This window comes from gamma proteobacterium symbiont of Scutellera amethystina (genome assembly GCF_059730845.1).
Map to the genome: position 1 here is coordinate 316,830 of NZ_AP035936.1, position 23,900 is coordinate 340,729.

The following is a 23,900-nucleotide window of genomic DNA, read 5'->3' on the forward strand; positions in this document are numbered from 1 at the left end:
CGATTAACTTTCGACGGAACGGATCGCGGCATCGAGATCCTGAGGATTGAGATCGGCCTGTAAAAACTCGCGATCCTGCGGCAGGTCGACCACCAGCTTGCTGATGGCACCAAACGTCAGCGTGCCCTGCTCCAGCACATAGTCGAGGATATGCCCGCCGCCCTGACGATCGTCGGTAATGAAGTGCTCGTGATAGCCGGCGACGTTAATACCCTGCATATATTGCGGCGTGCGGAATCCAATCAGCTCACCGTCGCGCTGGCGAAAATCGAAGGTGGGCTGATTGCCGAGCACTTCCGGCATCGAGCGATACGGACGGCACTGGCAGGGCACGGTGCGCGTCTGTACCGAGGCAAAGCGGCCGCTCAGGCGCAGCGCGCAGAAATGGTTATCGGAGGTGATGATGCGATCAATCACCTGATGGACGTCATCGCGCTTGGCGGTGCGCGCAAAGTGGTGCTGATGTTCCGGTTTAAAGAAGGTCATCACGGCGAACGGGGTTTGTTGCTCAGGCCGGGCCGGGCTGGCACTGCCATCGGCGCGCAGCTGATAAACCTGCCGGTCAAATGCCACCAGTTCACCATCCAGCTGATTGAACGTGCCGAGGCCAAAATCGCCCTTCTGTAACAGCTGCGCGACGGTGGTTGAACCGTCATAGATGCCGTTGAGCAGCGCACTCATCAGGGAGGTCTGATAGATAACCTTTTCTGGTGATTGCTGTCCCAGTTGAGTGACGGATGCCTTTAGCTGATCTTCGCATGAACAATCAGATACAAAGTTACACATTTGCTGCCTCACAATCAGATAGTTAAGCCGTGTTAATATCATGGTGGGCTACATAGCTCACAGAATCCAATAGTGAAAACTGCCAACTTCGAGACGTTTTTGATATGGAACTTCGCCACCTGCGTTATTTCGTTGCCGTTGCTGAAACGCAGCACTTTACCCGCGCCGCCGAGTTGCTGGGCATGTCGCAGCCGCCGCTCAGCCAGCAAATCCAGCGGCTGGAGCACGAGATCGGCACGCCGTTGCTGAAGCGCCTGACGCGCGGCGTGGAACTGACCGATGCGGGCCGCGCGTTTCTGCCCGATGCGATAGCGATTGTGCAGCTGGCCGATATGGCGCTGGAAAAGGCGCGCGGCGTGGCGCGCGGCATGAGCGGCCAGATGTCACTGGGTTTTGCCAGCTCGGTGGCGTTTGGCGCGCCGGTGTTTGAGCTGATTCGCGCCTTCAAAACGCGCTACCCGGCGATGGAGCTCATCACCCGGGAAGAGAACATGGCGCTGCTGATGCAGGACTTAGGGGAAGGTTTACTGGATGCGGCGTTCATTCGTCTGCCGTGTGAGAGCAGTAAGGCGTTTAACCTGAAAGTGATCGCCACGGAGGAGATGAAAGTGGCGCTGCCAGCCAGCCATCCGCTTAACCATTTGCAGAAAGTCTCGCTGGCGCAGCTGGCCGAAGAATCACTGATTATTTTCCCGCGCGAGGTTGCGCCCAGCCTGTACGAATTAATCGTCAGTGCCTGTCTGCGCGCCGGCTTTGATGCAACACGCTTTCAGCAGGCACCGCAGATTACCTCCTCGCTGGGGATGGTGGGCGCAGGCTGCGGGATTGCGCTGGTGCCGGCTTCGCTGTGCTGCGTCAACAATCCACAGCTGGTATTTCGTGACATTGAAAACAATACGCTGTTCACCGACATTGCCTTTGCCTGGCGGCGTAATCATCCGGCCAAAACGGTGTTACACCTGCTGAGTTTGATTAACGGGGAATAATTTGAGGGGGAAATCTGATGTCTGCGGTGACAGAGCGGACTGAACAATACGTTTATATAACATTAGCCGGGATAATAAATATACCGGCAGGTGCTTTTTTATCAGGATAATAATACGCAGTGATACTATTATTTTGCTCATCAATCACTAAAAGCCAGTATTATTACCTGACTCATCCCGGCCAGAAATTAATAATTCCTTCATTCTCAGTGATTAATGTCTGCACGTTCCACTTAATTAGAGTTAGCAGTGAGGACGCGTAACCTGTTATCAATCAGACTGATAAAAATATTACGATAAATTATTAGAATCGTCGCTGCTTAAAAATTTCGTTAAAGAAAATAAAAATGACAGATGCCGGTGTTAAGCCTACCATGAGAAAGACCATTATAATATTTACGCTTATTAACCACGCCAGCGGCAGGGTGTTGCAGGCCGCATACTGTACTTTTTGCTGTTAAATTTCGCACCGGAACCAGGCCGGCGCGGAGGAAATTATGCTGATGAATTTCAACGGTGACGACGATCGCCGTGCGCGGGCATTGAAGGCGCTGCGCAGTCGCGACGAAAGCCGTGACGACGTATTACAAAACTTTGTCCGGCTGACCAGTCAGGCACTGGGTATTCCAGGTAGCTTTGTCTCGGTTCTGGATGATGAACATCAGCATATCTGCGCCGCCCACAATTTTGCGCTGGAGCACTCTTCCCGCGAGGACTCGCTGTGCCGCCACGCCGTGGACAGTGACGGCGCGGTAGTCATCCCCGACACCCTGCTGGATGCGCGTTTTGCCCGCCATCCGCTGATCATCGGTGCCCCTTTTATCCGCTTTTACGCCGGTGTGCCGCTCAGGCATCGCGATGGCTATGTGCTGGGCACGCTGTGCGTCACGGACGTCGCGCCACACCCGTTCAGCGCTGATCAGGTGAAGGTATTACAGCTGCTGGCCGATCTGGTGATGTCATTCCTCGAAGCGTGGCACTGCGCCGGCTTCACCGATCCGGTCACGGCACTGCCTAACCGCCAGCGCCTGATTCGCGACCTGCAGCGGCTGGCCTCCATCGGGGACCGGACGCCGCAGCGGCTGATCCTGATCGACTGCATTGATATGCCGCGTGCCTATGAGCTGGCGCGCTCCATGGGCATGGGGCCGGTGGAAAGCCTGCTGAAGCACGTCACCACGTTACTGCCTTTGCGCCTGCAGCCCGGTGCGGACGACATCATTTATACCGTCGCCACCGGGCGTTTTGCGATTCTCACCATGGACAACAGCCCGCTGACCGCCTCATCGGTGGCAGAAAACCTGGCAGGGATCAGCGCGGATTTGGACGCGGGCATCTCTGTCGCCCTCACCTGCTTTACCGGCGAAGTCATTTTCATTCCAGCAGAACTTCGCGCGCAGGAAGTGCTGCGCCGGGCGGTAAGTGCCCTGCATGAGGCGATTGGCAACCGGGTGCCCGCCATGAGCTTCAGCCTGGTAGCCGATCAGCGCCGCACTCAGGACTTTCTGCTGATGAACGATCTGGCTGCGGCACTGCAACAGGATCAGGGCCTGTGGCTGGCGTTCCAGCCGAAGATCTGCCTGAACAGTGGCCGGCCCGTTGGGCTGGAGGCACTGGTGCGCTGGCGGCATCCGCAGCGCGGCGAACTCGCTCCCGATCTGTTTATCCCGCTGGCGGAACAGACCGAGCTGCTCAGTGCCCTGACCAGCTGGGTGACCGATAAGGCGATCGCCAGGTTAAAACGCCTGCAGCACAGCCCCCTCCAGCTGCCGGTGACCATCAATATTAGCAGTCGCGACTTCTCTGACCCCGGCTTTGCCGATGCGCTGGAAACGAAGATGCTGCAGGCCCGCCTGCCGACCTCGCTGCTGGGCATTGAATGTCTGGAGACCGAGCAGATTATTAACAGTCCCGCCGCGCTACAGGGGCTGGAGATGCTCAAGCTGCGTGGGTTTGGCATCTCGCTGGATGACTTTGGCACCGGCTACAGCAATATCGGCTACCTGCGACGGATGCCGCTGGATGTGATCAAGCTTGATCGCGCGCTGATCAGCGAAATCGCCTCAGATACCGCGTCGCGGATTATTGCGCGCAGCATCATTACCATGCTGAAACAGCTGGATTACACCGTACTGGCTGAAGGCGTAGAGAATGTCGACACCGTTGCCGCGCTGGCGGAGTACGGCTGCGATCAGGCGCAGGGTTACTTCTATGCGCGCCCGCTGCCGGAAAGCGAGCTGGATGCGTGGCTGACGCGCCAGCTCGCGGCACAAAGCTGAGGTGTGGTTCAGTGTACGCCGGGGAGCGTCTGGAGCAGACTCAGTGGCAATACGATGAGTCTGTTAGCTTAAAGCAAAATGATACTTTAAAGGTGAAACAGAAATGCCCGGCTTAGTTTTAGAGAGTGCGCTTCACGGCCTCGTTATAAACCTCCGCGCGTTCTCTTTTACCAACCGAAATCACGAAAACCACCACCTTCTCGTCTATCACCTGATAGACAAGGCGATAACCTGAAGACCTGAGCTTTATTTTGTAGCAGTAAGGCATACCGCGAAGCTTGTTCGCTTCAATACGGGGTGCCTCAAGTACTTCAGCCAGCTTTTTTTTTTAATTGTTCACGTACCGTCGAGCCCAGCTTTCGCCATTCCTTTAGTGCCCGCTCGTCAAAATCCAGAAAATAGGCCATCAAAGGTCATCCAGCGTCACACGAACTGGCTTAGGATTGCGAAGCCGCTCTTTCACTATTTCGACCAGCTCAGCATCTTCGTCGCTCAGCAGTGTCTGTTTGAACGGTAAACGTTCATTTTCGGCGATATACTCAAGCATGAGACGAAGCGCTTCAGAGGGAGTCACCCCCATTTTTTCAAGCGCAGCGTAAGAACGTGCTTTGAGTTCATCATCAATACGCAGGTTGATGCTGCCCATGTCCTACTCCTCCTGTACATACAAATGTCATTACAAGTATTTCACTCCCTCATGTATATATCAAGTCCTGCCCAGCGTTATACGCGCTCTGCAGGTAATGAGATTCACCGCCACACGACTTCTGCCTTAAACGTAGCCCATCAGTTTCAGCATTGACTGTGCCTGGTGCATCGCTTCGGCGCGATGGGTGACGCCCAGCTTCTGGTACAGATTACGGATATGGGTTTTGATGGTGGTTGCCGCGACGTCCAGCTCGCCGGCGATCTGATCGTTGCTGTAGCCGGAGTAGATCAACCCCAGCACCTGCCATTCTCGTTGCGTCAGCGGGCTGGTGCGAATCAGCTCCGGCACATCCGGGTGGTTCAGCAGCCGGCTGACGAAGCCCTCATCGAAATGGGCAAACTTATGCCGGTGATACTTGTTGATCTCACTGAGAATGCGCCGGGCCCGATGCTGATCGAGTTCGCTCAGCGTATTGAGCTGAATTAACTGGCGCAGCTGCTGCGCCATCATTTCGCCCTCAATCACGAAGTGGCTGACGAAGCCGGTGCTGCGTGCCAGCTTCAGCGCTTCGATCAGCGCCTGCTGCGCCTCCGCTTTGCGCGCGGTTTGCCAGTAGATTTGATTTAGCAGCAGCAGGTTACGGTTTAAATCACTCATCAGCCGCAGCGCGTGCGCATTTTCATTCAGCTCATCGAGGATCACTTCGGCCTGGTTGAGATTGCCCAGCAGGATCTGCGCCCGCGCCACATTGCGCCACTGGCCCTGCAAAAAATGATTGTTGGCAAAGGCGGGTTTATCGGTATGGCGCATCCAGTGGCTGGCGCTCTGTGCATCGCCCGTCATCTGCCAGTAGATCAGCCGCACTTTGTCGGCGTTGGCAATCCAGTCGCTGTGCAGCACGCCATTATTCATCAGGTTTTCCAGCCGGCTGAGATAGCTGCGTGCATTATCCAGATTGCCGCGTGCCAGCGAGCACTGAATCAATAGCCCAAGGCACTGGATTTGCTGCTGGGGCGGATAGCCTTTCAGGACTTTGATGCCCGCGCGCGCGGCGTGTTCGGCCTCATCCAGCCGGCCCCACGCCCACATCAGCTGCGCACGGATGCGCAGTAAAAACTCGTGCAGTGGGATGTTCGCCAGATGCTGTTCACTCACCAGCACAAACGCTTTTTCCTGAATCTCCCACGCTGACTGTAAAAATCCCTGCGCGAACAGGATTTCGCTCTGCTGAATCAAACTCCACAGCGCGTAGTGCCAGGCTTCATCGCGGCGCGCCATCTGTTCGGTTTGCCGCATCAGCGCCAGCGAGTTGGTCAGATCGCCTTTGCAATGCATCACTTCGCCGTGCACTGAAGTGGCCACAATGCGGCTGTAGCGACGCGTTTCCGGCAGCGTTTCCAGCGCCAGCCGTGCCAGCCGCTCTGCTTCGTCGGCGTTGCCGTGATTGATGGCCACCTGTGCGCGCACCGCATTGAATTCGCCCTGCAGCGCAGCGTCGATTTCACAGTCGCAGCCTTCCTCAAAGCGCGCCAGCAGCCGGTTAACTTCAGAAAAGCGATGCTGGCTCTGCATCAGCCAGGCCTGCAGCAGTACCAGTTTCGGACTGGCCAGCAGCGTGCGCCACGGCAGCGCATTCAGCGACTGCTCCAGCAGTGCCAGTTCGCTGCGGTTGAACAGCGTCCACGCATGCTGCAGCAGCACGTCGCGCAGCATATCGGTATCGCCGGACGCCAGCGCATGATGAATCGCTTCGCCGGGAAAACCCTGCGCCATCCAGCTTTGCGCAGCCGCGCGGTGAATGGCCGGTAGCTCGCTGGCCAGCTCCCATTCGCAGCGCTGACGCAAAAAGCTGCCGAACAGCGGGTGATAGCTGAACCACTGCCCTGAATCATCCATGCGCTGAATAAACAGCCCCTGACGTTCAATTTCTTCCAGCCGCATGCGCCCGTTGTCTTCACCGGTCACGCAGGCGACCAGCGCATCATTCATCGACTGCAATAACGCGCTCTTCAGCAAAAAATGGCGCGTGGCGGCATCGACGTTATCCAGCACTTCCTCGACCAGATAATCGGAAAGGTGGCTGGCATTAATACCGGAGAGCCGGCGAGCGGAGTCCTGCGCCGACGCCGCGCCCTGACGGGTGGAGAGTGCGATCAGCTGTAACGCGGTCGCCCAGCCTGCTACATCATCACACAGACGGTTGCTCTCATCCGGCGCGAGCGGCGCACTCAGGCGGCAGTCGAAGAACTGTCTCGCCTCCTGATGGGTGAAGGCCAGCTGCTGGCTGCCCAGCTCCAGCAGTTGTTCACGCACGCGCAGGTTAGCAATACCCAACTGCGGCAGATTGCGGGACAGCACCACCAGCGTCAGGTTATCCGGCTGATGGCGCAGGAAAAAGCGCATCGCTTCATGCACGGCGGGATTAGTGATGTGATGATAATCATCGATGATCAACCACAGCGGCTGCTGCCACGCGGCCAGCTCATTGAACAGCTGGGCGAACAGCGCATTGAGGTTCACGTACTGACGCTTTTGCGCCAGCGTCTCGCTGCGGCTGCATGCGCCGCGGGTAGCCTGCTGCAGCGCGGCGATCAGGTAATCGGCGAAGCGTTCCGGCTGATTGTCGCCCTCGTCTAATGAATACCAGCCCAGCTCGCTTTTATCAGCCGCCCATTGCGATACCAGCGTAGTTTTGCCGTAGCCCGCCGGGCTGGCAATCAGCACCAGTCGGTAATTCGCCGCTGCGCTAAGCTTTTGCAGCAGACGATCGCGGGTAACCGTGCTTTCAGGACGAACGGGACGACTCAGTTTTGAGGGTATCAACATGGGCGCACGCTTCTCCGTTAACGTTCAGCGCATCATTTTTTTACGCTTCGTAATTAATAGTCATACACGTTCGGAGATTCGGTTACTGAATGCAAGCGAACTGATTAGTTACGCTTTACAAAAGCGAGTGTTATCACACTCCTGCCGCGCTTTCAGATTTACCTCAGCCTCTCCACCCTCCCTGTCCTCCCCGTGGAATTTTTTGCAGGAGGAGGCAGCCGCCTGGCGGCAGCGTCACACTGCCTGTAACCCTATTTATTCGACTGGAGTTTCCCTATGGCACTGCCCACATTTGACCCTGACCGTTTTTCTGCCGCGCTGGTGCGCCAGTGGCAACGTTTTGGCCTGCCGGATGCGCAGGAAATGAGCCCCGACCAGTGGTGGCAGGCGCTGAGCGGCGCGCTGGCCGAACTGCTGGCGGATATACCGGCGCGGCCAGCCGCTGGCGGACAGCGTCACGTTAATTATCTGTCGATGGAGTTTCTGCTGGGCAGGCTGACCGGCAACAATCTGCTGAATCTCGGCTGGTACGACGGCGTCAAAGCGACGCTGGCGGCATCAGGTGTGGCGCTGAGTGACGTGCTGGAGCGTGAAACCGATCCGGCGCTGGGCAACGGCGGTCTGGGACGGCTGGCCGCCTGTTTTCTCGATGCGATGGCGACCACCGGCCAGCCTGCGATCGGCTATGGCCTGAACTACCAGTACGGTCTGTTTCGCCAGCATTTTGTCGGGGGCGCGCAGCATGAACAGCCGGATGACTGGCAGCGCGATCGTTATCCCTGGTTTCGCCACAACGCGGCGCTTGACGTGCAGGTCGGACTGGGCGGCAGCGTGACCATCATTGACGGCGTGACGCACTGGCAGCCTGCTTTTGTTGTGCAGGGTGAAGCCTGGGATCTGCCGGTGGTTGGTTTCCACAACGGCATCACGCAGCCCTTGCGTCTGTGGCAGGCAAAGCATGCCCGTCCGTTTGATCTCCAGCGTTTCAATAACGGCGATTTTCTGCGTGCAGAACAGCAAGGCATTGAGGCGGAAAAACTGACCAAAGTGCTCTACCCGAATGACAACCATCAGGCCGGCAAAAAACTGCGTCTGATGCAGCAGTATTTCCAGTGTGCCTGTACGCTGGCGGATATTCTGCGTCGTCATCAGGCGGCGGGACGGTCCATCGAAACGTTAGCGGATTATGAAGTGATCCAGCTGAACGATACGCATCCGACACTGGCCATCCCGGAGCTGTTGCGCCTGCTGCTGGATGAGCACCGGCTCAGCTGGCAGGACGCCTGGCGCATTACCCAGCGCACCTTCGCCTATACCAACCACACGCTGATGCCGGAAGCGCTGGAGTGCTGGAACCTGCGCCTGGTGCGCAGCCTGCTGCCGCGCCATGTGATGATCATCAATACGCTCAATGCGCAGCTAAAACAGCAGGTTGAGGCGCGCTGGCCGGGCAATCAGGCGATTTGGTCAAAACTGGCGCTGGTGCACGATCAGCAACTGCGCATGGCAAATCTGTGCGTGGTCGGCAGCTTTGCAGTCAACGGCGTGGCGGCGCTGCATTCGCGGCTGGTGGTACAGGACCTGTTCCCCGAGTATCACGCGCTGTGGCCGGAGAAGTTCCACAATGTCACCAACGGCATCACGCCGCGTCGCTGGATCAACCAGTGCAATCCGGCGCTGGCGGCGCTGATCAACAAAACGCTGCAGCGTCCGTGGCTTAACGATCTCGATGCGCTGCAGGATCTGACGCCGTTCGCCGATGATGCCGCCTTCCTCGCCGAATACCGCGCCATTAAGCAGCACAACAAGCAGGCACTGACAGAGTGGATCGCCGCCCGAACCGGCATTGCGGTGCAGCCTGATGCGCTGTTTGACGTCCAAATCAAGCGGCTGCACGAATACAAACGGCAGCACCTGATGCTGCTGCACATGATTGCGCTGTGGCAAACGCTGGTCAGCGATCCGCAGGCCAATCTGGCTCCGCGCGTGATGCTGTTTGGTGCCAAAGCGGCGCCGGGTTATGCGCTGGCAAAAAACATCATCTACGCCATCAATAAAGTGGCGGAAACCATCAACCACGATGCGCGCGTCGGCGACCGGCTGAAAATTGTTTTTATCCCTGATTACAACGTGTCGGTTGCCGAGCGCCTGATCCCGGCCGCCGATCTCTCGGAACAGATCTCTACTGCGGGCAAAGAAGCATCCGGTACCGGCAATATGAAGCTGGCGCTGAACGGCGCACTCACCATCGGTACGCTGGATGGGGCCAACGTTGAAATCGCGCAGCAGGTCGGTGAAGAGAATATCTTTATCTTTGGCCATACCGTAGAGCAGGTCAGCGCGCTGAAACAGGCCGGTTACACGCCATTGAACTGGCGCAGCAAGGATGCGCAGCTGGATCGCGCGCTGACCGCGCTGGAAGATGGCACCTTCAGTAACGGCGACCGCACGGCGTTTAGCGATCTGGTCAACAGCCTGGGCGCGCAAGGCGGCGATCCTTATCTGGTACTGGCTGATTTTCGCCACTACCTCAACGCGCAGCAGCAGGTTGAAGCACTGTGGGCCGATCCTGAGGCCTGGACGCGCGCCGCAATCCTCAATACCGCGCGTTGCGGCATGTTCAGTGCCGATCGCGCCATTCGTGACTATCAGCAACGTATCTGGCAGGCCAGCCGCTAAGGAACGCCATGAAACCCAAAGATGCTCTTGATCGCCGTGCTGACGCGCTTATTGCTGCGGAATATATTGATGCGCACGGAAAACCGCGGCAGATTTCTGCTCTTACCCATCAGCGTCTCGCTGCGCTGATGCAGGCGCCTGTGAACGGCTCCGCACCGCTGCCGCCGGTGGTGATTTTTTATGTCGGACAGCCACTGAGTCTGGCACCGGTGCTCAGCGCCGACGCGGAATGGCAGCTGACGAGCGAAAGCGGTGAAAGCTGGTCCGGGCGCTGCCAGCCGGGTGAAGCGTTGGTGTTGCCCGCGTTGCCCGCCGGTTATCACCAGCTGACATTGACCCAGGAGTTACAGTGTCACTGTTGCCCGATTATAGTGGCACCCCGCCGCTGCTACGAACCTGCGGAACTGCTGGCGGGCGAATCGCTGTGGGGCAGCTGTATTCAGCTGTATACGCTGCGCTCTGCGGCTAACTGGGGCATCGGGGATTTCGGCGATCTGCGGCAGATGATCGCTGAAACCGCGCGGCGCGGCGGCGCGTTTGTCGGGCTCAATCCGCTGCACGCGCTGTTTCCTGCCGCACCGGAGAGCGCCAGCCCTTACAGTCCCTCGTCCCGGCGCTGGCTCAACATCCTCTATATCGATGTGAGCGCCGTGGCCGATTTTGGCCTCAGCGACGCGGCGCAGGCCTGGTGGCAAGCTGAGGAGACGCAGCAGGCGATTCGGGCAGCGCGTGATGCCGCGTGGGTGGATTACGCTGCCGTCACCCGGCTTAAGCTGCAGGGACTGCGGCTTGCCTGGCAGCAGTTTCGCCGGCGCACGGCAGATGATGGACAGGCGCAGGCGTTTGCGGAGTTTGTGCGTGCCGGGGGCGACAGCCTGCTGCATCAGGGGCTGTTTGATGCGCTGCACGCGGCGCGCAGCGCCCAGGATGGCACGGGCTATGGCTGGCAACACTGGCCGGCCGAATGGCAGCAGGCGAACAGTGCGGCAGTACTGACGTTTCGCATTGAGCACAGCGACGAGGTGCGTTTCTACATGTGGCTGCAGTGGCTGGCGGCAGAGCAATTCGCCGCCTGCTGGCAGCTGTGTCAGCAGCAGCAGATGGCGATCGGGCTGTATCGCGACCTGGCGGTGGGCGTGGCGGCGGATGGCGCGGAAACCTGGCGCGATCGGCAGCTTTACTGCCTGGACGCCAGCATTGGCGCGCCGCCGGATATCCTCGGTCCGCTCGGTCAGAACTGGGGATTGCCGCCGATGGACCCGCAGGTGATGGCCGCGCGCGGCTACGAGCCGTGGATCGCCCTGCTGCGCGCCAGCATGCGCGACTGCGGCGCGCTGCGCATTGACCATGTGATGGCGCTGCTGCGTTTATGGTGGATACCGAAGGACGAAAGCGCGGCGCACGGTGCCTATGTGCACTATCCGGTGGATGATTTGCTGGCGATTCTGGCACTGGAGAGCCAGCGCCATCGTTGCATGGTGATTGGCGAGGATCTGGGCACCGTGCCGGAAGCCATCGTTGATAAACTGCGCGACGCCGGTGTGTACTCCTACAAAGTGCTCTACTTTGAGCAGGAATCGCAGCGCCACTTCCGCGCGCCAGCGACGTGGCCGCGTCAGGCGATGGCCGTTACCACCACCCATGATATGCCGACGCTGCGCGGTTGGTGGCAAAGTGACGATTTGCGGCTGGGCAGTGCGCTGGGGCTTTACCCCGATCGGGCGATTCTCGCTGGCCTGTATCGCGATCGGCGCCTGGCTAAACAGGCGTTGCTGCGTACGCTGTTGCGCAGCGGTGACCTGCCGCCGCGCCGCCGCTTCCGGCGGGCCAGCGTCCGCATGAGTCATCAGCTTAGTCAGGCGATCCATCGCTATCTGGCCCGCAGCCAATGTGCGCTGCTCGGTTTGCAGCCGGAAGAGTGGCTGGATATGGCACTGCCGGTCAACGTGCCGGGCACCGTCGATCAGTATCCCAACTGGCGACGTAAACTGAGTGTAACGCTGGAAGCGATGGCGGAGGATGACAGGATCGATGCGTTGCTCACGGCGGTACAATCACGTCAGCGTCAGCGTAAGTAGCACGAAACCGACCTGCTGCGTGCAGGTCGGAGTGCCATAAAAAAGGTGCGCCGAAGCGCACCAGGTGGGGCAACTCAGCACTGTCGGGGCAGTTTCACCCCTTGCCTTTAACACTGCTGATAAAGGTTTGCCGCGCCGATGTCGATCCCAGACGCTCTGCTTCATCCAGCAGCTTCAGCGCTTTATCGATATTGCCCTGTTGCACCGCCTGACGAATGCTCTGATTGAAATAGCTTTCCGTCTCATTCACCAGCGGTGCCAATTCAGGCGCTGGCGCGCGCGCCGTCGTGGCGGCCATGGCCGGCCGGGTGCTGCCAACGGTGACAGCGGCAGGCGCGGCTGAGCCAAACAACGGGCCAACCAGAATCGACGAGCCGGAACTGGTTGCTACTTTCAGTTTGATTTTGCCGTCGCGACTGTGACGCGCCACCGGATCGGGAATATCCGGTACCGCATGGCCGGTGCCTTTGGCATAAGCTTTGGCCGGATCCAGCAGCGTCGTGGTCTGGGTTAAATCCTGATCGGTGGTGAACACCAGCAAATAGATCTTCTGCTGGCCCGGCACCGGCGTCAGCTTCATCACCCCTTCCAGCCGATCGGCGCTCATCACGCCGGGCTGCTGATAGCTAAAGAAGCGGCTCGGAAACCACGCGGCCGGCTGCAGGTTTTCATCCAGTACCAGCACATTGGGCGCAAAGACCTGATTGTGTACCACCTCGCTGCTCAGCGTAACCGTCAGCTCGCCCTGATTGGCAGGCAGGCTGTAAGCCGCGATGGCCCCCGTGACGCCACGTACATCCAGCGGCGTTGCGCTTTGTGTCAGCGTGGTGGTTTGTGCACGCGTTGCATCCACCGGCTGCCAGCTGAGCTGCTGCAGCCGCGCGGTGGGAATGGACGGCGCCGCGGAAAGATTCTGCGGCACCAGATTGATGTCGGCCTGGACTGGCGCAATGACGCCGGTCAGCAGCGCGCTGCTCAGGCAGAAAGCGATAAGATTTTTTTGCATTGTGATATCCCAACAAGCTGTCAGGCAGCGGCGTGGACCAGGCAATGGCCGCCGCTGTCCGAAAACGCCGTGCGTCTGACGCACGGCGGATGTTTGCTTAACCTGCGCAGCGCCTTACCACCAGATTTCCATCTGTGCGCCGAAGGTCCACTCATCGTTGTCGCCACGGCTGTTGGTGAACAGACCGTTGCCGCTGCTGTCCGCCGCGGCCAGCGACGTGATATCGCCGGAGGCGTCTTTGCTGTAGCCCCACTTCTCATCCCATTTGGCGTAGGTGGCGAACAGGCGCAGCGCCGGACGTGACCAGATGCTATCGCCAGCCTGCCACTGCTGCGCCAGGGTAATTTTGTACTGGCCGTTGCGTTCGCTGACCTGCTGGGACTTAACGTTGTCATAGCCGACTTCCAGCAGGGTGCTCATGATCGGCGTCCATTTGTACATAGGCCGTACGCCGACGGTGTACCACTCAGTTCCGCGGTTGTTATCCAGATCGACGTTCTGGTACATCGCCACGTACATCAGATCCCAGCGATCGGCCAGCGAGATCGCACCGTGATCGAGGATGCGGTACATATTGCCGTTGTTATTGATGTTGCTGCCCTGCGGCAGGCCTTTGCCCTGCGAGGTCAGCGCATCAGTGGCGTACTGCAGCACAAACTTGTTGTAGCCTTTCAGCATGCTCTGCGTGTGTTCCGCGGTGAACATCCAGCCATCTTTCGACGCGCCGTCGTCTAAGCGATAGCCGTCACGCGCGTTGGCGCGGCCATAGTCGACACCCAGTTCCAGCACGCCATTGGGGTTAGTTTCCAGGCCGGCGAGACGCACATCAAAAACGTCATTGGCGGTACTGGTGGCGTAATCACGGATCTGGTCACTGGAGAAGGTGTAAGAGCCGCCCGCTTCGGAAGAGCGCGTCGCGGCGAACGAGAGCTTACCAAACCCGAGATCGACATCTTCCAGACCGGCACCCGGACCGGAGATATCCCAGTAGTAGAAGTCGATCATGTGAACATCATGACGCTGATAAAAACGTTTACCGGCCCAGATGGTGGAACCCGGCAGCGCATCGATCAGGTTTTTACCTTTCACGTTGGCTTCACGGAAGGCCGGTGAAGTCGCTTCCCAGTCATTCTGCTGGGAAACGGAATAGGCGACGTTGGTATCGAAATAGAAACTTTTATCGCCCTCTTTCCACACTTCCTGACCCAGTTTCAGTTCAGCATAGGTTTCACATTCGTTGCCCAGACGGTATTTGCTTTGCGCGCCGGTAGCCTGAAAGCACTGTTGCTCGCCGCCGCTGCCGGTCCAGCCGATACCTGAACGGGCGTAACCCGTAAAATCGACCGCCATGGCTTGAGCGGAGAGCGTACCCGCTGCGATGGCAATCGCGACGGGAAGTTTGCGCAGAGTTAACATTTTCTATCTCCTGAGGTCATTGCTTTTATTGTTTTGCAGGGCTAAACACCGGGTTCCTGATGCAGCCTGCGGCAGGCGCTCCCGTCCTCGCGGAACAGGTGACAACGCTCCGGCGGCAGGCCAATACCCATCAGGGCGCCCTCTTCTACCAGCACCACGTCCTCCTGGCGGTACACCAGGTTCTGACGAATGGCGGGGATCTGGATATGGATCTGCGTCTCGTGGCCGAGCTGCTCAACCACCTGCACTTCGCCCTCCAGCGTGACATCGGCGATGTCGCTGGAGAGCAGATGTTCCGGACGAATACCCAGCGACATGTTGCTGCCGACCTGGACGCCGGCGCTCTCCACCGGCAGCCAGACCCGCTGATCGTTGGGCAAGCGCACCTGCACCTGATCGATGGCGGTGGCGGTCACTTTGACGGGCAGAAAATTCATGCGCGGCGAGCCGATAAAACCGGCAACGAAGCGGTTAGCGGGATAGTGATAGAGTTCGAGCGGCTTACCGACCTGGGCGATGCGACCGGCGTCCAGCACCACGATCTTGTCGGCCAGCGTCATCGCTTCGATTTGATCGTGCGTAACGTAAATCATGGTGCGCTTCAGGCGCTTATGCAGGCGTGAGATTTCGATGCGCATCTGTACGCGCAGCGCGGCATCAAGATTGGACAATGGCTCGTCGAGCAGAAACACACGCGGTTCGGCCACCAGCGTGCGCCCGATGGCCACGCGCTGCCGCTGTCCGCCCGATAGCGCTTTGGGTCGCCGTTCCAGCAGGTGCGCCAGCTGTAACACCTCCGCCACCTGATTGACGCGCTGCTGGATCTCAGCACGCTTTACGCCGGCCAGCTTCAGGCCAAACGACATGTTTTCGGCCACTGAAAGGTGGGGATAAAGGGCGTAAGACTGAAACACCATGCCGATGCCACGCTCAGCGGGCGGAACATCGTTCATACGCTGACCGCCAATCAGCAGATCGCCGCGGGTGATGGTTTCCAGGCCGGCGATCATACGCAGCAGCGTTGATTTGCCGCAGCCGGATGGACCGACGAACACTACAAATTCCCCTTCGCCGATCTCCAGATTGATGTCTTTTGATACCTCGGTATCGCCCCAGGCCTTGGTGACATGGTGTAACGCAACGCTCGCCATGATGCTTTCCTCTTCGCAGGCTCATGCTTGCCTGCAGCACCGCAGGCAGACTCCGGCGACCACTATGGGCAGGCGCAGACGGCGCAACATCCTCCACCGTGTGGGTTTTTACTGGGGGATGAGGCGGGAGGAGGAGTACGCGCACGCCAGCCGCGCCGGCGCGACGTTCACGGCAATTTTGTGAGCTGTCACGCAGAGCTGATGCGTCAATAGTGTGCGCCAGCGCGTATTAAGGCGCTGTTTTGCAAGCGCGATCACGGCTTAGTGCCTTTGGGCGTAGAGCGCAGGAGGATGAGGAAATGGCATAACGCCGCACAATGATGCCACTAATGATTTCCGCTTCCGCTAACAGGATGGAGTTATGACAATGAAAACCGGCGCACGCGTTCTGGCCCTTTCCGCCCTTACGGCCGTACTGTTTTCGGCTTCGGCCGTGGCCAAAATTGAAGAAGGTAAACTGGTCATCTGGATCAACGGTGATAAGGGCTATAACGGCCTCGCCGAGGTAGGCAAAAAATTCGAGCAGGACACCGGTATCAGCGTGACGGTCGAACACCCTGACAAAATGGAAGAGAAATACCCGCAGGTCGCCGCGACGGGTGACGGGCCGGACATCATCTTCTGGGCGCACGATCGCTTTGGCGGCTATGCCCAGTCAGGGCTGCTCGCCGAAGTCACACCGGATCAAAACTTCCAGCAAAAACTGTTTCCGTTTACCTGGGATGCGGTGCGCTTCAACGGCAAACTGATTGGCTATCCGGTGTCTGTGGAGTCGCTATCGCTGATTTACAACAAAGATCTGCTGCCCACCCCACCGAAAAGCTGGGAAGAGATGGCGGCGCTGGATAAGCAGCTACGCGCCAAAGGCAAGAGCGCCATCATGTTTAACCTGCAGGAACCCTATTTCACCTGGCCGCTGCTGGCCGCCGGTGGCGCCTATGCTTTCAAAAAGACCGATAGCGGCTATGACGTGAAAGATACCGGCGTCGACAACGCCGGCGCGAAAGCAGGCATGCAGTTCCTCGTCGATCAGGTGAAAGCCAAAATCCTTAATGCCGATACCGACTATTCAATTGCCGAAGCGGCCTTCAATAAGGGACAAACCGCGATGACGATTAACGGTCCGTGGGCGTGGAGCAACATCGATAAAAGCGGCATCAACTACGGCGTTACGCTGTTACCGACGCTGAACGGCAAGCCGACCAAAACCTTTGTCGGCGTACTGAGCGCGGGCATCAACGCGGCCAGTCCTAATAAAGAGCTGGCCAAAGAGTTTCTGGAAAATTATCTGCTGACCGACGCCGGTCTCAACGCGGTTAACAAGGACAAGCCGCTGGGCGCGGTCACCCTGAAGTCTTTCCAGCAAACGCTGGAGAAAGACGCGCGCATCGCCGCCACCATGAACAATGCGCGCAATGGCGACATCATGCCTAACATCCCGCAGATGGCGGCCTTCTGGTATGCGATGCGCACCGCGACGCTGAATGCGCTGAGTGGTCGTCAAAACGTCGATGCGGCGCTGAAGGATGCGCAGGCGCGTCTCAATAAGTAATGCTGTTACGGAGCCGACGGCTGTCGGCTCGCCACTGGCTGTTAAGGAACACCGTATCATGTCAGGAATACCGCAAAAGAGACGGCACAGCCTGGTGCTGCGCAGCCTGCTGGTCGGGATCGGCTGTCTGCTGGTCGGCTACCTTCTGGTGCTGATGTATGCTCAGGGTGAATACCTGTTTGCGCTGGTCACGCTGGTAGTCAGCGCCGCAGGCCTGTGGATTTACACCAACCGGCGCGCCTATGCCTGGCGCTATGTGTATCCGGGACTGGCCGGCATGACGCTGTTCGTGCTGTTTCCACTGGCCTGTACCGTCGCCATTGCCTTCACTAACTACAGCAGCACCAATCAGCTCAGTGAGGCGCGCGCGCAGCAGGTGCTGCTGAGTCGCCAGTATCAGGCCGGGAACGCGATGAACTTCGCGCTTTATCCGCAGGGCGAACGCTGGCAGCTGGCGCTCAGCGCGGGCGAAAACAGCTTCCTGTCTGCGCCGTTTACGCTGGGTGGTGAACAGCAGCTCAGCCTCACGCCAGCCGCGCTGCCCGCCACCGCGCGCGCCAGCTTAAAAATCATCACCCAAAACCGTCAGGCGCTGGGTCAGTTAACTGCCCGGCTGCCGGACGGTCGCGAGCTGGTGATGAGTTCGCTGCGCCAGTTTTCCGGCACGCGGCCGCTGTATGTGCTGGACGCACCGGGACAGCTGAGAAATCAGCAAAACGGCGCCCGCTATCAGGCCAACCGGGACACGGGGTTCTATCAGCAGATCAACGCCGATGGCAGCTGGGCCAGCGAACAGCTCAGCCCCGGCTTTACCGTTGGCGCGGGCTGGAAAAACTTTGCCCGCGTGTTCACCGACGAAGGCATTCAGAAACCGTTCCTGGCGATATTTGGCTGGACGCTGCTGTTTTCGCTGTTGACCGTGCTGCTGACGGTCGCGGTGGGCATGGTGCTGGCGTGTCTGGTGCAGTGGGAAGCGCTGCGGGGCAAGGCCATCTATCGCGTGATGCTGATTCTTCCCTACGCGGTACCGGCATTCATTTCGATACTGATTTTCAAGGGGCTGTTTAACCAGAGTTTTGGCGAAATCAACGTCATGCTCAATGCGCTGTTTGGCTTCAAGCCAGCGTGGTTCAGCGATCCGACGCTGGCGCGCGCCATGCTGGTGATCGTCAATACCTGGCTGGGTTATCCCTACATGATGATCCTGTGCATGGGCTTGCTCAAGGCGATCCCGGACGATCTGTATGAAGCGTCCGCGATGGATGGCGCCGGGCCGCTGCAGAATTTCTTTTTGATTACACTGCCGCTGCTGCTGAAACCGCTACTGCCGCTGATGATCGCCAGCTTTGCTTTTAACTTCAACAACTTCGTGCTGGTGCAGCTGCTGACTAATGGTGGCCCCGATCGACTCGGCACCACTACGCCGGCGGGCTACACCGATCTGCTGGTCAACTACACCTGGCGCATCGCCTTTGAAGGCGGCGGCGGTCAGGACTTCGGCCTGGCGGCAGCCATCGCCACGCTGATCTTCCTGCTGGTCGGTGCGCTGGCGGTGATTAACCTGAAAGCGCTACGCATGAAGTTTGATTAAGGAGGCGTTATGGCCATGGTACAACCGAAATCGCAGAAGCTGCGTCTGCTGCTGACGCATCTGCTGCTGCTGCTGTTTATCGCGGCAATTCTGTTCCCGCTGCTGATGGTGATTGCCATCTCGCTACGCAGCGGCAATTTCGCCACCGGCAGTCTGATCCCGGAACAGATTTCATGGGAACACTGGCGGCTGGCGCTCGGGTTCAGCGTCACCCATGCCGATGGTCGCGTGACGCCGCCGCCCTTCCCGGTGCTGCTGTGGCTGTGGAATTCAGTGAAGATCGCCGCCATCAGCGCGCTGGGGATTGTGGCGCTCTCGACCACCTGCGCCTACGCGTTTGCCCGCATGCGCTTCGCCGGTCGCGCCAGCCTGTTAAAAGGCATGCTGATTTTTCAGATGTTCCCGGCGGTGCTGTCGCTGGTGGCGCTCTATGCGCTGTTTGACCGGCTGGGGCAATATCTGCCGTTTCTTGGCCTCAATACCCACGGCGGCGTGATTTTCGCCTATCTGGGCGGCATCGCGCTGCACGTCTGGACCATTAAGGGCTATTTCGAAACCATTGATGGTTCGCTGGAGGAAGCGGCGGCGCTGGATGGTGCCACGCCTTGGCAGGCGTTTCGTCTGGTATTGCTGCCGCTTTCGGTGCCAATCCTCGCGGTGGTGTTTATCCTGGCGTTTATCGCTGCGGTCACCGAAGTACCGGTCGCCTCGCTGCTGCTGCGCGACGTCAACAGCTATACCCTCGCGGTCGGGATGCAGCAGTATCTTAATCCGCAGAACTATCTGTGGGGCGATTTTGCCGCGGCGGCTGTGCTGTCCGCCATTCCCATCACGCTGGTGTTTTTACTGGCGCAGCGCTGGCTGGTGAGCGGACTGACGGCGGGCGGCGTGAAAGGTTAAAGATTCATCAGTACCACTGCTTCCTCAACGGCAACCACCTGTTGAGGTTTTGGCGGCCAATGGCCGCCGTTTTTATTGCAGGCATAAAAAAAGTGGAGCGCTGTGGCCCCACTCTGTTAGTTAACTGCGCTGGATTATTCCGGCAGTGCGTAAACCACCACCTGATCGCCAACCTGATCCTTCAGGATGGTGTTACCACCGGCGACAAAGGCGACATATTGGCGGCCTTTATATTCATACACCGAGGGGTTGGCAACCGCAGGCGCTTCAACCTGATCGGACCACAGCTCTTCGCCGCTATCCAGTGAATAGGCGCGTACTTTGGCATCCATTGAGGCGCCGATAAAGATCACACCGCCGGCGGTGACTGCCGGACCGCCAATGGTTGGCGAGCCCCAGCTTTCCGGCATGAAAAAGCCGTACTGCTGCGACGCGCCGACCGGACGACGCCATTTCACATCACCGGTGTGCATATCGAGCGCAACAATCTCGCCAAACGGCGGCTGCCAGCACGGCATGCCGAGCCAGTTGTTCGCCACCATCAGGCGCAGGCCGTAAGGCGCGCCTTCCTGCGGGGCGAAACCACTCTCGTTGCCCGAGCCGTTATCGGCCTTGTCGTAATCGGCGCGGCTGTACAGCTTCACGTATTGCACGATGTGCGAGGTGTTCACAATGGCGATCTGTTTTTGCGGATCAAACGCCACACCACCCCACTGCACGCCGCCCGCGCTGTCCGGATAGGTCAGTGCGCCTTCGCCTTGGGTGGTTGGTGGTGTGTACATGCCGTCATAGCTCAGCTTATCCCACAGGCGTGAGCACTGACCGGCGCCAACAATATCGGCCAGCTTCCAGATCGCCGGTTTTTTGGATTGATCCAGCAGCGGTGCCGGTTTGGTCGGGAATGGCTGGGTTGGCGACAGTTTCTCGCCCTGTACTGAACCATCGCCCTGCGGCACCGGACGCTCCTCAATCGGCCAGACATCTTCACCGGTCAGGCGATTGACCACAAACAGGAAACCCTGCTTGGTGGCCTGAATCAGCGCCGGTATCTGCTTGCCGTTCACGGTAATGTCCATCAGCGTCGGTGCTGAGTTGATGTCGTAATCCCACACATCATGATGCACCCACTGTCGCGACCACACCACTTTGCCGGTATTCACATCCAGCGCAGTCGTAGAGGTGCCGAGCGGAATTGGATCGACGCGGTTGCCGCCCCAGTAGTTTGGCGAAGGTGATGACACCGGCAGATAAACCAGGCCATGCGCTTCGTCGGCCGACATGTGGGTCCAGACGTTAGCCGTACCGGTGCGCTGGCGAATGCTGGCCGGGATGGCGTCAAAAGTCCATTCACGTGCCCCGGTCTGCGCGTTAATTGAAAACACCGTGCCCGGCGGCGCTTCTGCGTAAGCCCAGTCTTTGCCCGCCCACCCAACGATCAGGTGATCACCCACCACCGTCGGCGGCTGGAGCAGGGACAGCGGGAATTTAGCGTTAACCGTATTCCACTGGTTGACGTTGAGCACGCCCTTATCTGCAAAGTTTTCGCACGGCTTGCCGGAATCGGCATCCAGTGCGTACAGCTTGCCGTCAACGGTGCCCATATAAACGATCTTCTGGCAGGCCTGACCCGCCTGCGGATTTTTCGCCTGCCAGTAAGAGACGCCACGATTTTTCAGTACCGGCTGGGTCAGCGCCTGACGTGGCGATTTAGTATCGTAGTGCCACTTCTCCTTGCCGGTGCCCGGATCCAGCGCAATCAGCCGATCAAATGGCGTACCGATGTACAGCGTATCGTTGGCAAAAATTGGCGTGGCGGACCAGACGGTCGCTGGCGTGTCGCCCTTGCCATCCGAAACGTCACCGGTGTGAAACTCCCAGATTTTTTTCAGCTTGCTGACGTTGTCAGCGGTGATTTGTTTCAGCGGGCTGTATTTCTGCGCGTTGAGCTGGCCGTGAAAACTGTCCCACGTCGCCGTGGAGGGCACCAGCGGCGTGGCCGGCTGGCTGGCGGAGGCCACTTTCTCGCCGTCGCGCTTGCCGCTGGAGACATCATCGGTGGCGTGCGTGGTGCCGGGCGCCTGCTGATCGGCCGCATCCACGTTGAGTTTCTCCTGCGTACCCATCGACGCCTCAGCGGCTTTATCTTCGGCGCGTAGCGTGGCAGGTGCCATCAGCAGCGCCAGGGCGGTCATGCCGACTTTGAGCAGCGGAATGTATTTTTCATTATGCACGGTTAGCTCCTTGTGCAGTGGCGTGGCGAACGCGATGCGCCGGGTTGCGCGCCAGCATAATCAGACCCATCAGCCCGATGACCATTGCCAGTGTAATGATCCCCTGATGCAGCAGCGCGGCAGCAAAACCGATCGCGCATAACAGCAGCAGCGTAATGACTATCAGGAAAATACGACCGGTACGGCCGGTGGCCGCGCGCAGCAGGAAGGTCAGCACCGCCAGAACGACGCTGGCAATAGCGACGCCCAGCGCGCCAATGGTGCCGGTGACACCGGTGAGTGGCGTGAGCCAGGCATACAGCGCGACGGCAAAGCCGATGAGTGCCGCCAGCAGCAGCAGTAAACTGCCCAAACGGGAGGATTGAGATTGCAACATACCAGGAAGTCCCTTGAGGATGAAAGCACGGAAAACAGCGTGTACTGATGAGTCAATGCGGCTGTTGTTCACACAGGCTGGTTGAATTAACGTCAGCGCAGCGTGAAAAGCAGCGGCATATATCACTTCGCGTTGCTGAGTATAGACGATGATATTCAGGCTGCCCGCCGGATTAGAGGCAGAGAATGAATCCGGTATAAATGGGGGATTTATGACCGTCGCCGCCGGGTGTTTTACAGGATTATTTAGCGAGGCCAGCGAGTCAGGCAGGGAAGTTAATTACAAACGCTCAGTCCGCAGGATATTTAAACCCTGCGGACTGAGTCAGAGACAAATAAGGCGTTACGCGTTAGCCTTGCAGTTCTTTCCGCACAATCTCTGCGCCGGCACTTAATGCCTGCAGCTTGCCGTAAGCAACATGACGTGACAGTGGCGTCATGCCACAGTTGGTGCTTGGATAAAGTTTATCGGCATCAACAAACTGCAGCGCTTTACGCAGCGTGGCAGCCACTTCTTCCGGTGTTTCGATGGTGTTGGTGGCGACATCAATCGCGCCAACCATGACTTTTTTACCACGAATCAGTTCAATCAAATCCATCGGCACGCGTGAGTTCTGACACTCAAGCGATACAATATCAATGCCGGAACTCTGCAGTTTCGGGAAGATCTCTTCATACTGACGCCATTCAGTGCCCAGCGTTTTTTTCCAGTCGGTGTTGGCTTTGATGCCGTAGCCGTAGCAAATATGCACTGCGGTCTCACATTTAAGTCCTTCGATGGCGCGTTCTAAGGCGGCAATGCCCCAGTCATTCACCTCGTCGAAAAAGACGTTAAAAGCGGGTTCGTCAAACTGAATAATATCAACGCCTGCGGCTTCTAATTCGCGCGCTTCCTGATTGAGAATTTTAGCGAATTCCCAGGCCAGCTTCTCACGGCTTTTATAGTGATCGTCATACAGCGTGTCGATCATGGTCATCGGGCCCGGCAGCGCCCATTTGATTGGACGCTGCGTCAGCTGACGCAGGTATTTGGCATCATCGACAAAGACCGGTTTCTGCCGGCTCACTTCGCCCACGACGCCGGGTACGCTGGCATCATAACGATTACGGATGCGCACCGTTTTACGATTCTCAAAGTCAACGCCGTTAAGGTGTTCGATAAAGGTGGTGACGAAGTGCTGGCGCGTTTGCTCGCCGTCGCTGACGATATCAATACCGGCCTGCTGCTGGTCGTCCAGACATAAACGCAGTGCGTCCTGTTTGCCCTGAATCAGCTCATCGCCCTGCAATTTCCACGGCGACCATAATGTCTCTGGCTGCGCCAGCCAGGAAGGTTTCGGTAAGCTGCCAGCCGTTGACGTCGGTAATAATGTTTTCATTAATCAATAACCTTAT

16 protein-coding genes and 1 pseudogene are annotated in these 23,900 nt (G+C 58.4%); 7 read left to right on the forward strand and 10 right to left on the reverse strand.

The genetic code is table 11. The features are described from left to right. Positions 1-3 precede the first annotated feature (3 nt). Complete coding sequence (gene budA / locus AC6I79_RS21510) at positions 4-786, reverse strand: acetolactate decarboxylase (RefSeq protein ID WP_498027885.1); 783 nt, start codon at positions 784-786, stop codon at positions 4-6. Positions 787-890: 104 nt separating this feature from the next. On the opposite strand from budA, the gene AC6I79_RS21515 reads away from it, so the two are divergent. Together AC6I79_RS21515 and AC6I79_RS21520 are read left to right on the forward strand one after the other, a co-directional pair. After that, positions 891-1,772: a LysR family transcriptional regulator gene (locus AC6I79_RS21515; protein ID WP_498027886.1), complete on the forward strand. Its 882-nt coding sequence runs from the start codon at positions 891-893 to the stop codon at positions 1,770-1,772. Positions 1,773-2,269: 497 nt separating this feature from the next. Next, positions 2,270-4,051 carry an EAL domain-containing protein gene (locus AC6I79_RS21520; protein WP_498027887.1) on the forward strand — a complete coding sequence of 594 codons (1,782 nt, stop codon included), beginning with the start codon at positions 2,270-2,272 and terminating at the stop codon, positions 4,049-4,051. Positions 4,052-4,169: 118 nt separating this feature from the next. Here the strand turns inward: AC6I79_RS21520 and AC6I79_RS21525 are convergent. The 3 genes and pseudogenes from AC6I79_RS21525 to malT all read right to left on the reverse strand — a co-directional run bounded on the left by AC6I79_RS21525 (position 4,170) and on the right by malT (position 7,526). Next, positions 4,170-4,458, reverse strand: a pseudogene (locus tag AC6I79_RS21525) (type II toxin-antitoxin system RelE family toxin). Further along, positions 4,458-4,697 (reverse strand): type II toxin-antitoxin system antitoxin RelB, encoded by a 240-nt coding sequence (gene relB, locus AC6I79_RS21530; RefSeq protein WP_058759167.1) that lies wholly within the window; start codon positions 4,695-4,697, stop codon positions 4,458-4,460. Before relB ends, AC6I79_RS21525 begins: the two are co-directional and overlap by 1 nt. Before the next feature lie 126 nt (positions 4,698-4,823). Then, entirely contained in the window at positions 4,824-7,526 is a 2,703-nt protein-coding gene (gene malT / locus AC6I79_RS21535) for an HTH-type transcriptional regulator MalT (protein ID WP_459748106.1), read from the reverse strand. Between the two features lie 276 nt (positions 7,527-7,802). On the opposite strand from malT, the gene malP reads away from it, so the two are divergent. Next, a complete protein-coding gene (gene malP, locus AC6I79_RS21540; protein ID WP_459748108.1) occupies positions 7,803-10,205 on the forward strand; it encodes a maltodextrin phosphorylase in 2,403 nt (800 codons plus the stop codon). An 8-nt stretch (positions 10,206-10,213) separates the two neighbouring features. Further along, the gene (gene malQ / locus AC6I79_RS21545; RefSeq protein ID WP_498027888.1) at positions 10,214-12,283 is read left to right on the forward strand and encodes a 4-alpha-glucanotransferase; all 2,070 of its coding nucleotides are present in this window, start codon (positions 10,214-10,216) and stop codon (positions 12,281-12,283) included. A gap of 94 nt (positions 12,284-12,377) precedes the next feature. On the opposite strand, the gene malM is transcribed toward malQ, so the two are convergent. The 3 genes from malM to malK form a co-directional block, all read right to left on the reverse strand. Next, complete coding sequence (gene malM, locus AC6I79_RS21550; RefSeq protein ID WP_413230760.1) at positions 12,378-13,295, reverse strand: maltose operon protein MalM; 918 nt, start codon at positions 13,293-13,295, stop codon at positions 12,378-12,380. 108 nt (positions 13,296-13,403) lie between these two features. Then, entirely contained in the window at positions 13,404-14,705 is a 1,302-nt protein-coding gene (locus AC6I79_RS21555; protein WP_058759162.1) for a maltoporin, read from the reverse strand. A 41-nt stretch (positions 14,706-14,746) separates the two neighbouring features. Further along, positions 14,747-15,856, reverse strand: coding sequence for a maltose/maltodextrin ABC transporter ATP-binding protein MalK (gene malK / locus AC6I79_RS21560; protein ID WP_058759161.1), 1,110 nt, complete (start codon positions 15,854-15,856; stop codon positions 14,747-14,749). Positions 15,857-16,217: 361 nt separating this feature from the next. Here malK and malE point away from each other — a divergent pair, with 361 nt between their 5' ends. Genes malE through malG form a run of 3 tightly spaced genes read left to right on the forward strand, consistent with a single transcriptional unit; the run spans position 16,218 to position 19,899 of the window. Then, the gene (gene malE, locus AC6I79_RS21565) at positions 16,218-17,408 is read left to right on the forward strand and encodes a maltose/maltodextrin ABC transporter substrate-binding protein MalE (RefSeq protein ID WP_165899346.1); all 1,191 of its coding nucleotides are present in this window, start codon (positions 16,218-16,220) and stop codon (positions 17,406-17,408) included. Between the two features lie 58 nt (positions 17,409-17,466). Beyond that, positions 17,467-18,999, forward strand: a complete 1,533-nt coding sequence (gene malF, locus AC6I79_RS21570) for a maltose ABC transporter permease MalF (protein WP_459748115.1) — start codon at positions 17,467-17,469, stop codon at positions 18,997-18,999. A 9-nt stretch (positions 19,000-19,008) separates the two neighbouring features. Then, positions 19,009-19,899 carry a maltose ABC transporter permease MalG gene (gene malG, locus AC6I79_RS21575; protein WP_058759158.1) on the forward strand — a complete coding sequence of 297 codons (891 nt, stop codon included), beginning with the start codon at positions 19,009-19,011 and terminating at the stop codon, positions 19,897-19,899. A gap of 134 nt (positions 19,900-20,033) precedes the next feature. Here the strand turns inward: malG and AC6I79_RS21580 are convergent, their stop codons facing one another. The 3 genes from AC6I79_RS21580 to AC6I79_RS21590 form a co-directional block, all read right to left on the reverse strand. Beyond that, complete coding sequence (locus tag AC6I79_RS21580) at positions 20,034-22,091, reverse strand: pyrroloquinoline quinone-dependent dehydrogenase (protein WP_498027894.1); 2,058 nt, start codon at positions 22,089-22,091, stop codon at positions 20,034-20,036. 31 nt (positions 22,092-22,122) lie between these two features. Beyond that, positions 22,123-22,506: a hypothetical protein gene (locus AC6I79_RS21585; RefSeq protein ID WP_058776343.1), complete on the reverse strand. Its 384-nt coding sequence runs from the start codon at positions 22,504-22,506 to the stop codon at positions 22,123-22,125. 349 nt (positions 22,507-22,855) lie between these two features. After that, a complete protein-coding gene (locus tag AC6I79_RS21590) occupies positions 22,856-23,884 on the reverse strand; it encodes a methionine synthase (protein WP_021509410.1) in 1,029 nt (342 codons plus the stop codon). Positions 23,885-23,900 lie beyond the last annotated feature (16 nt).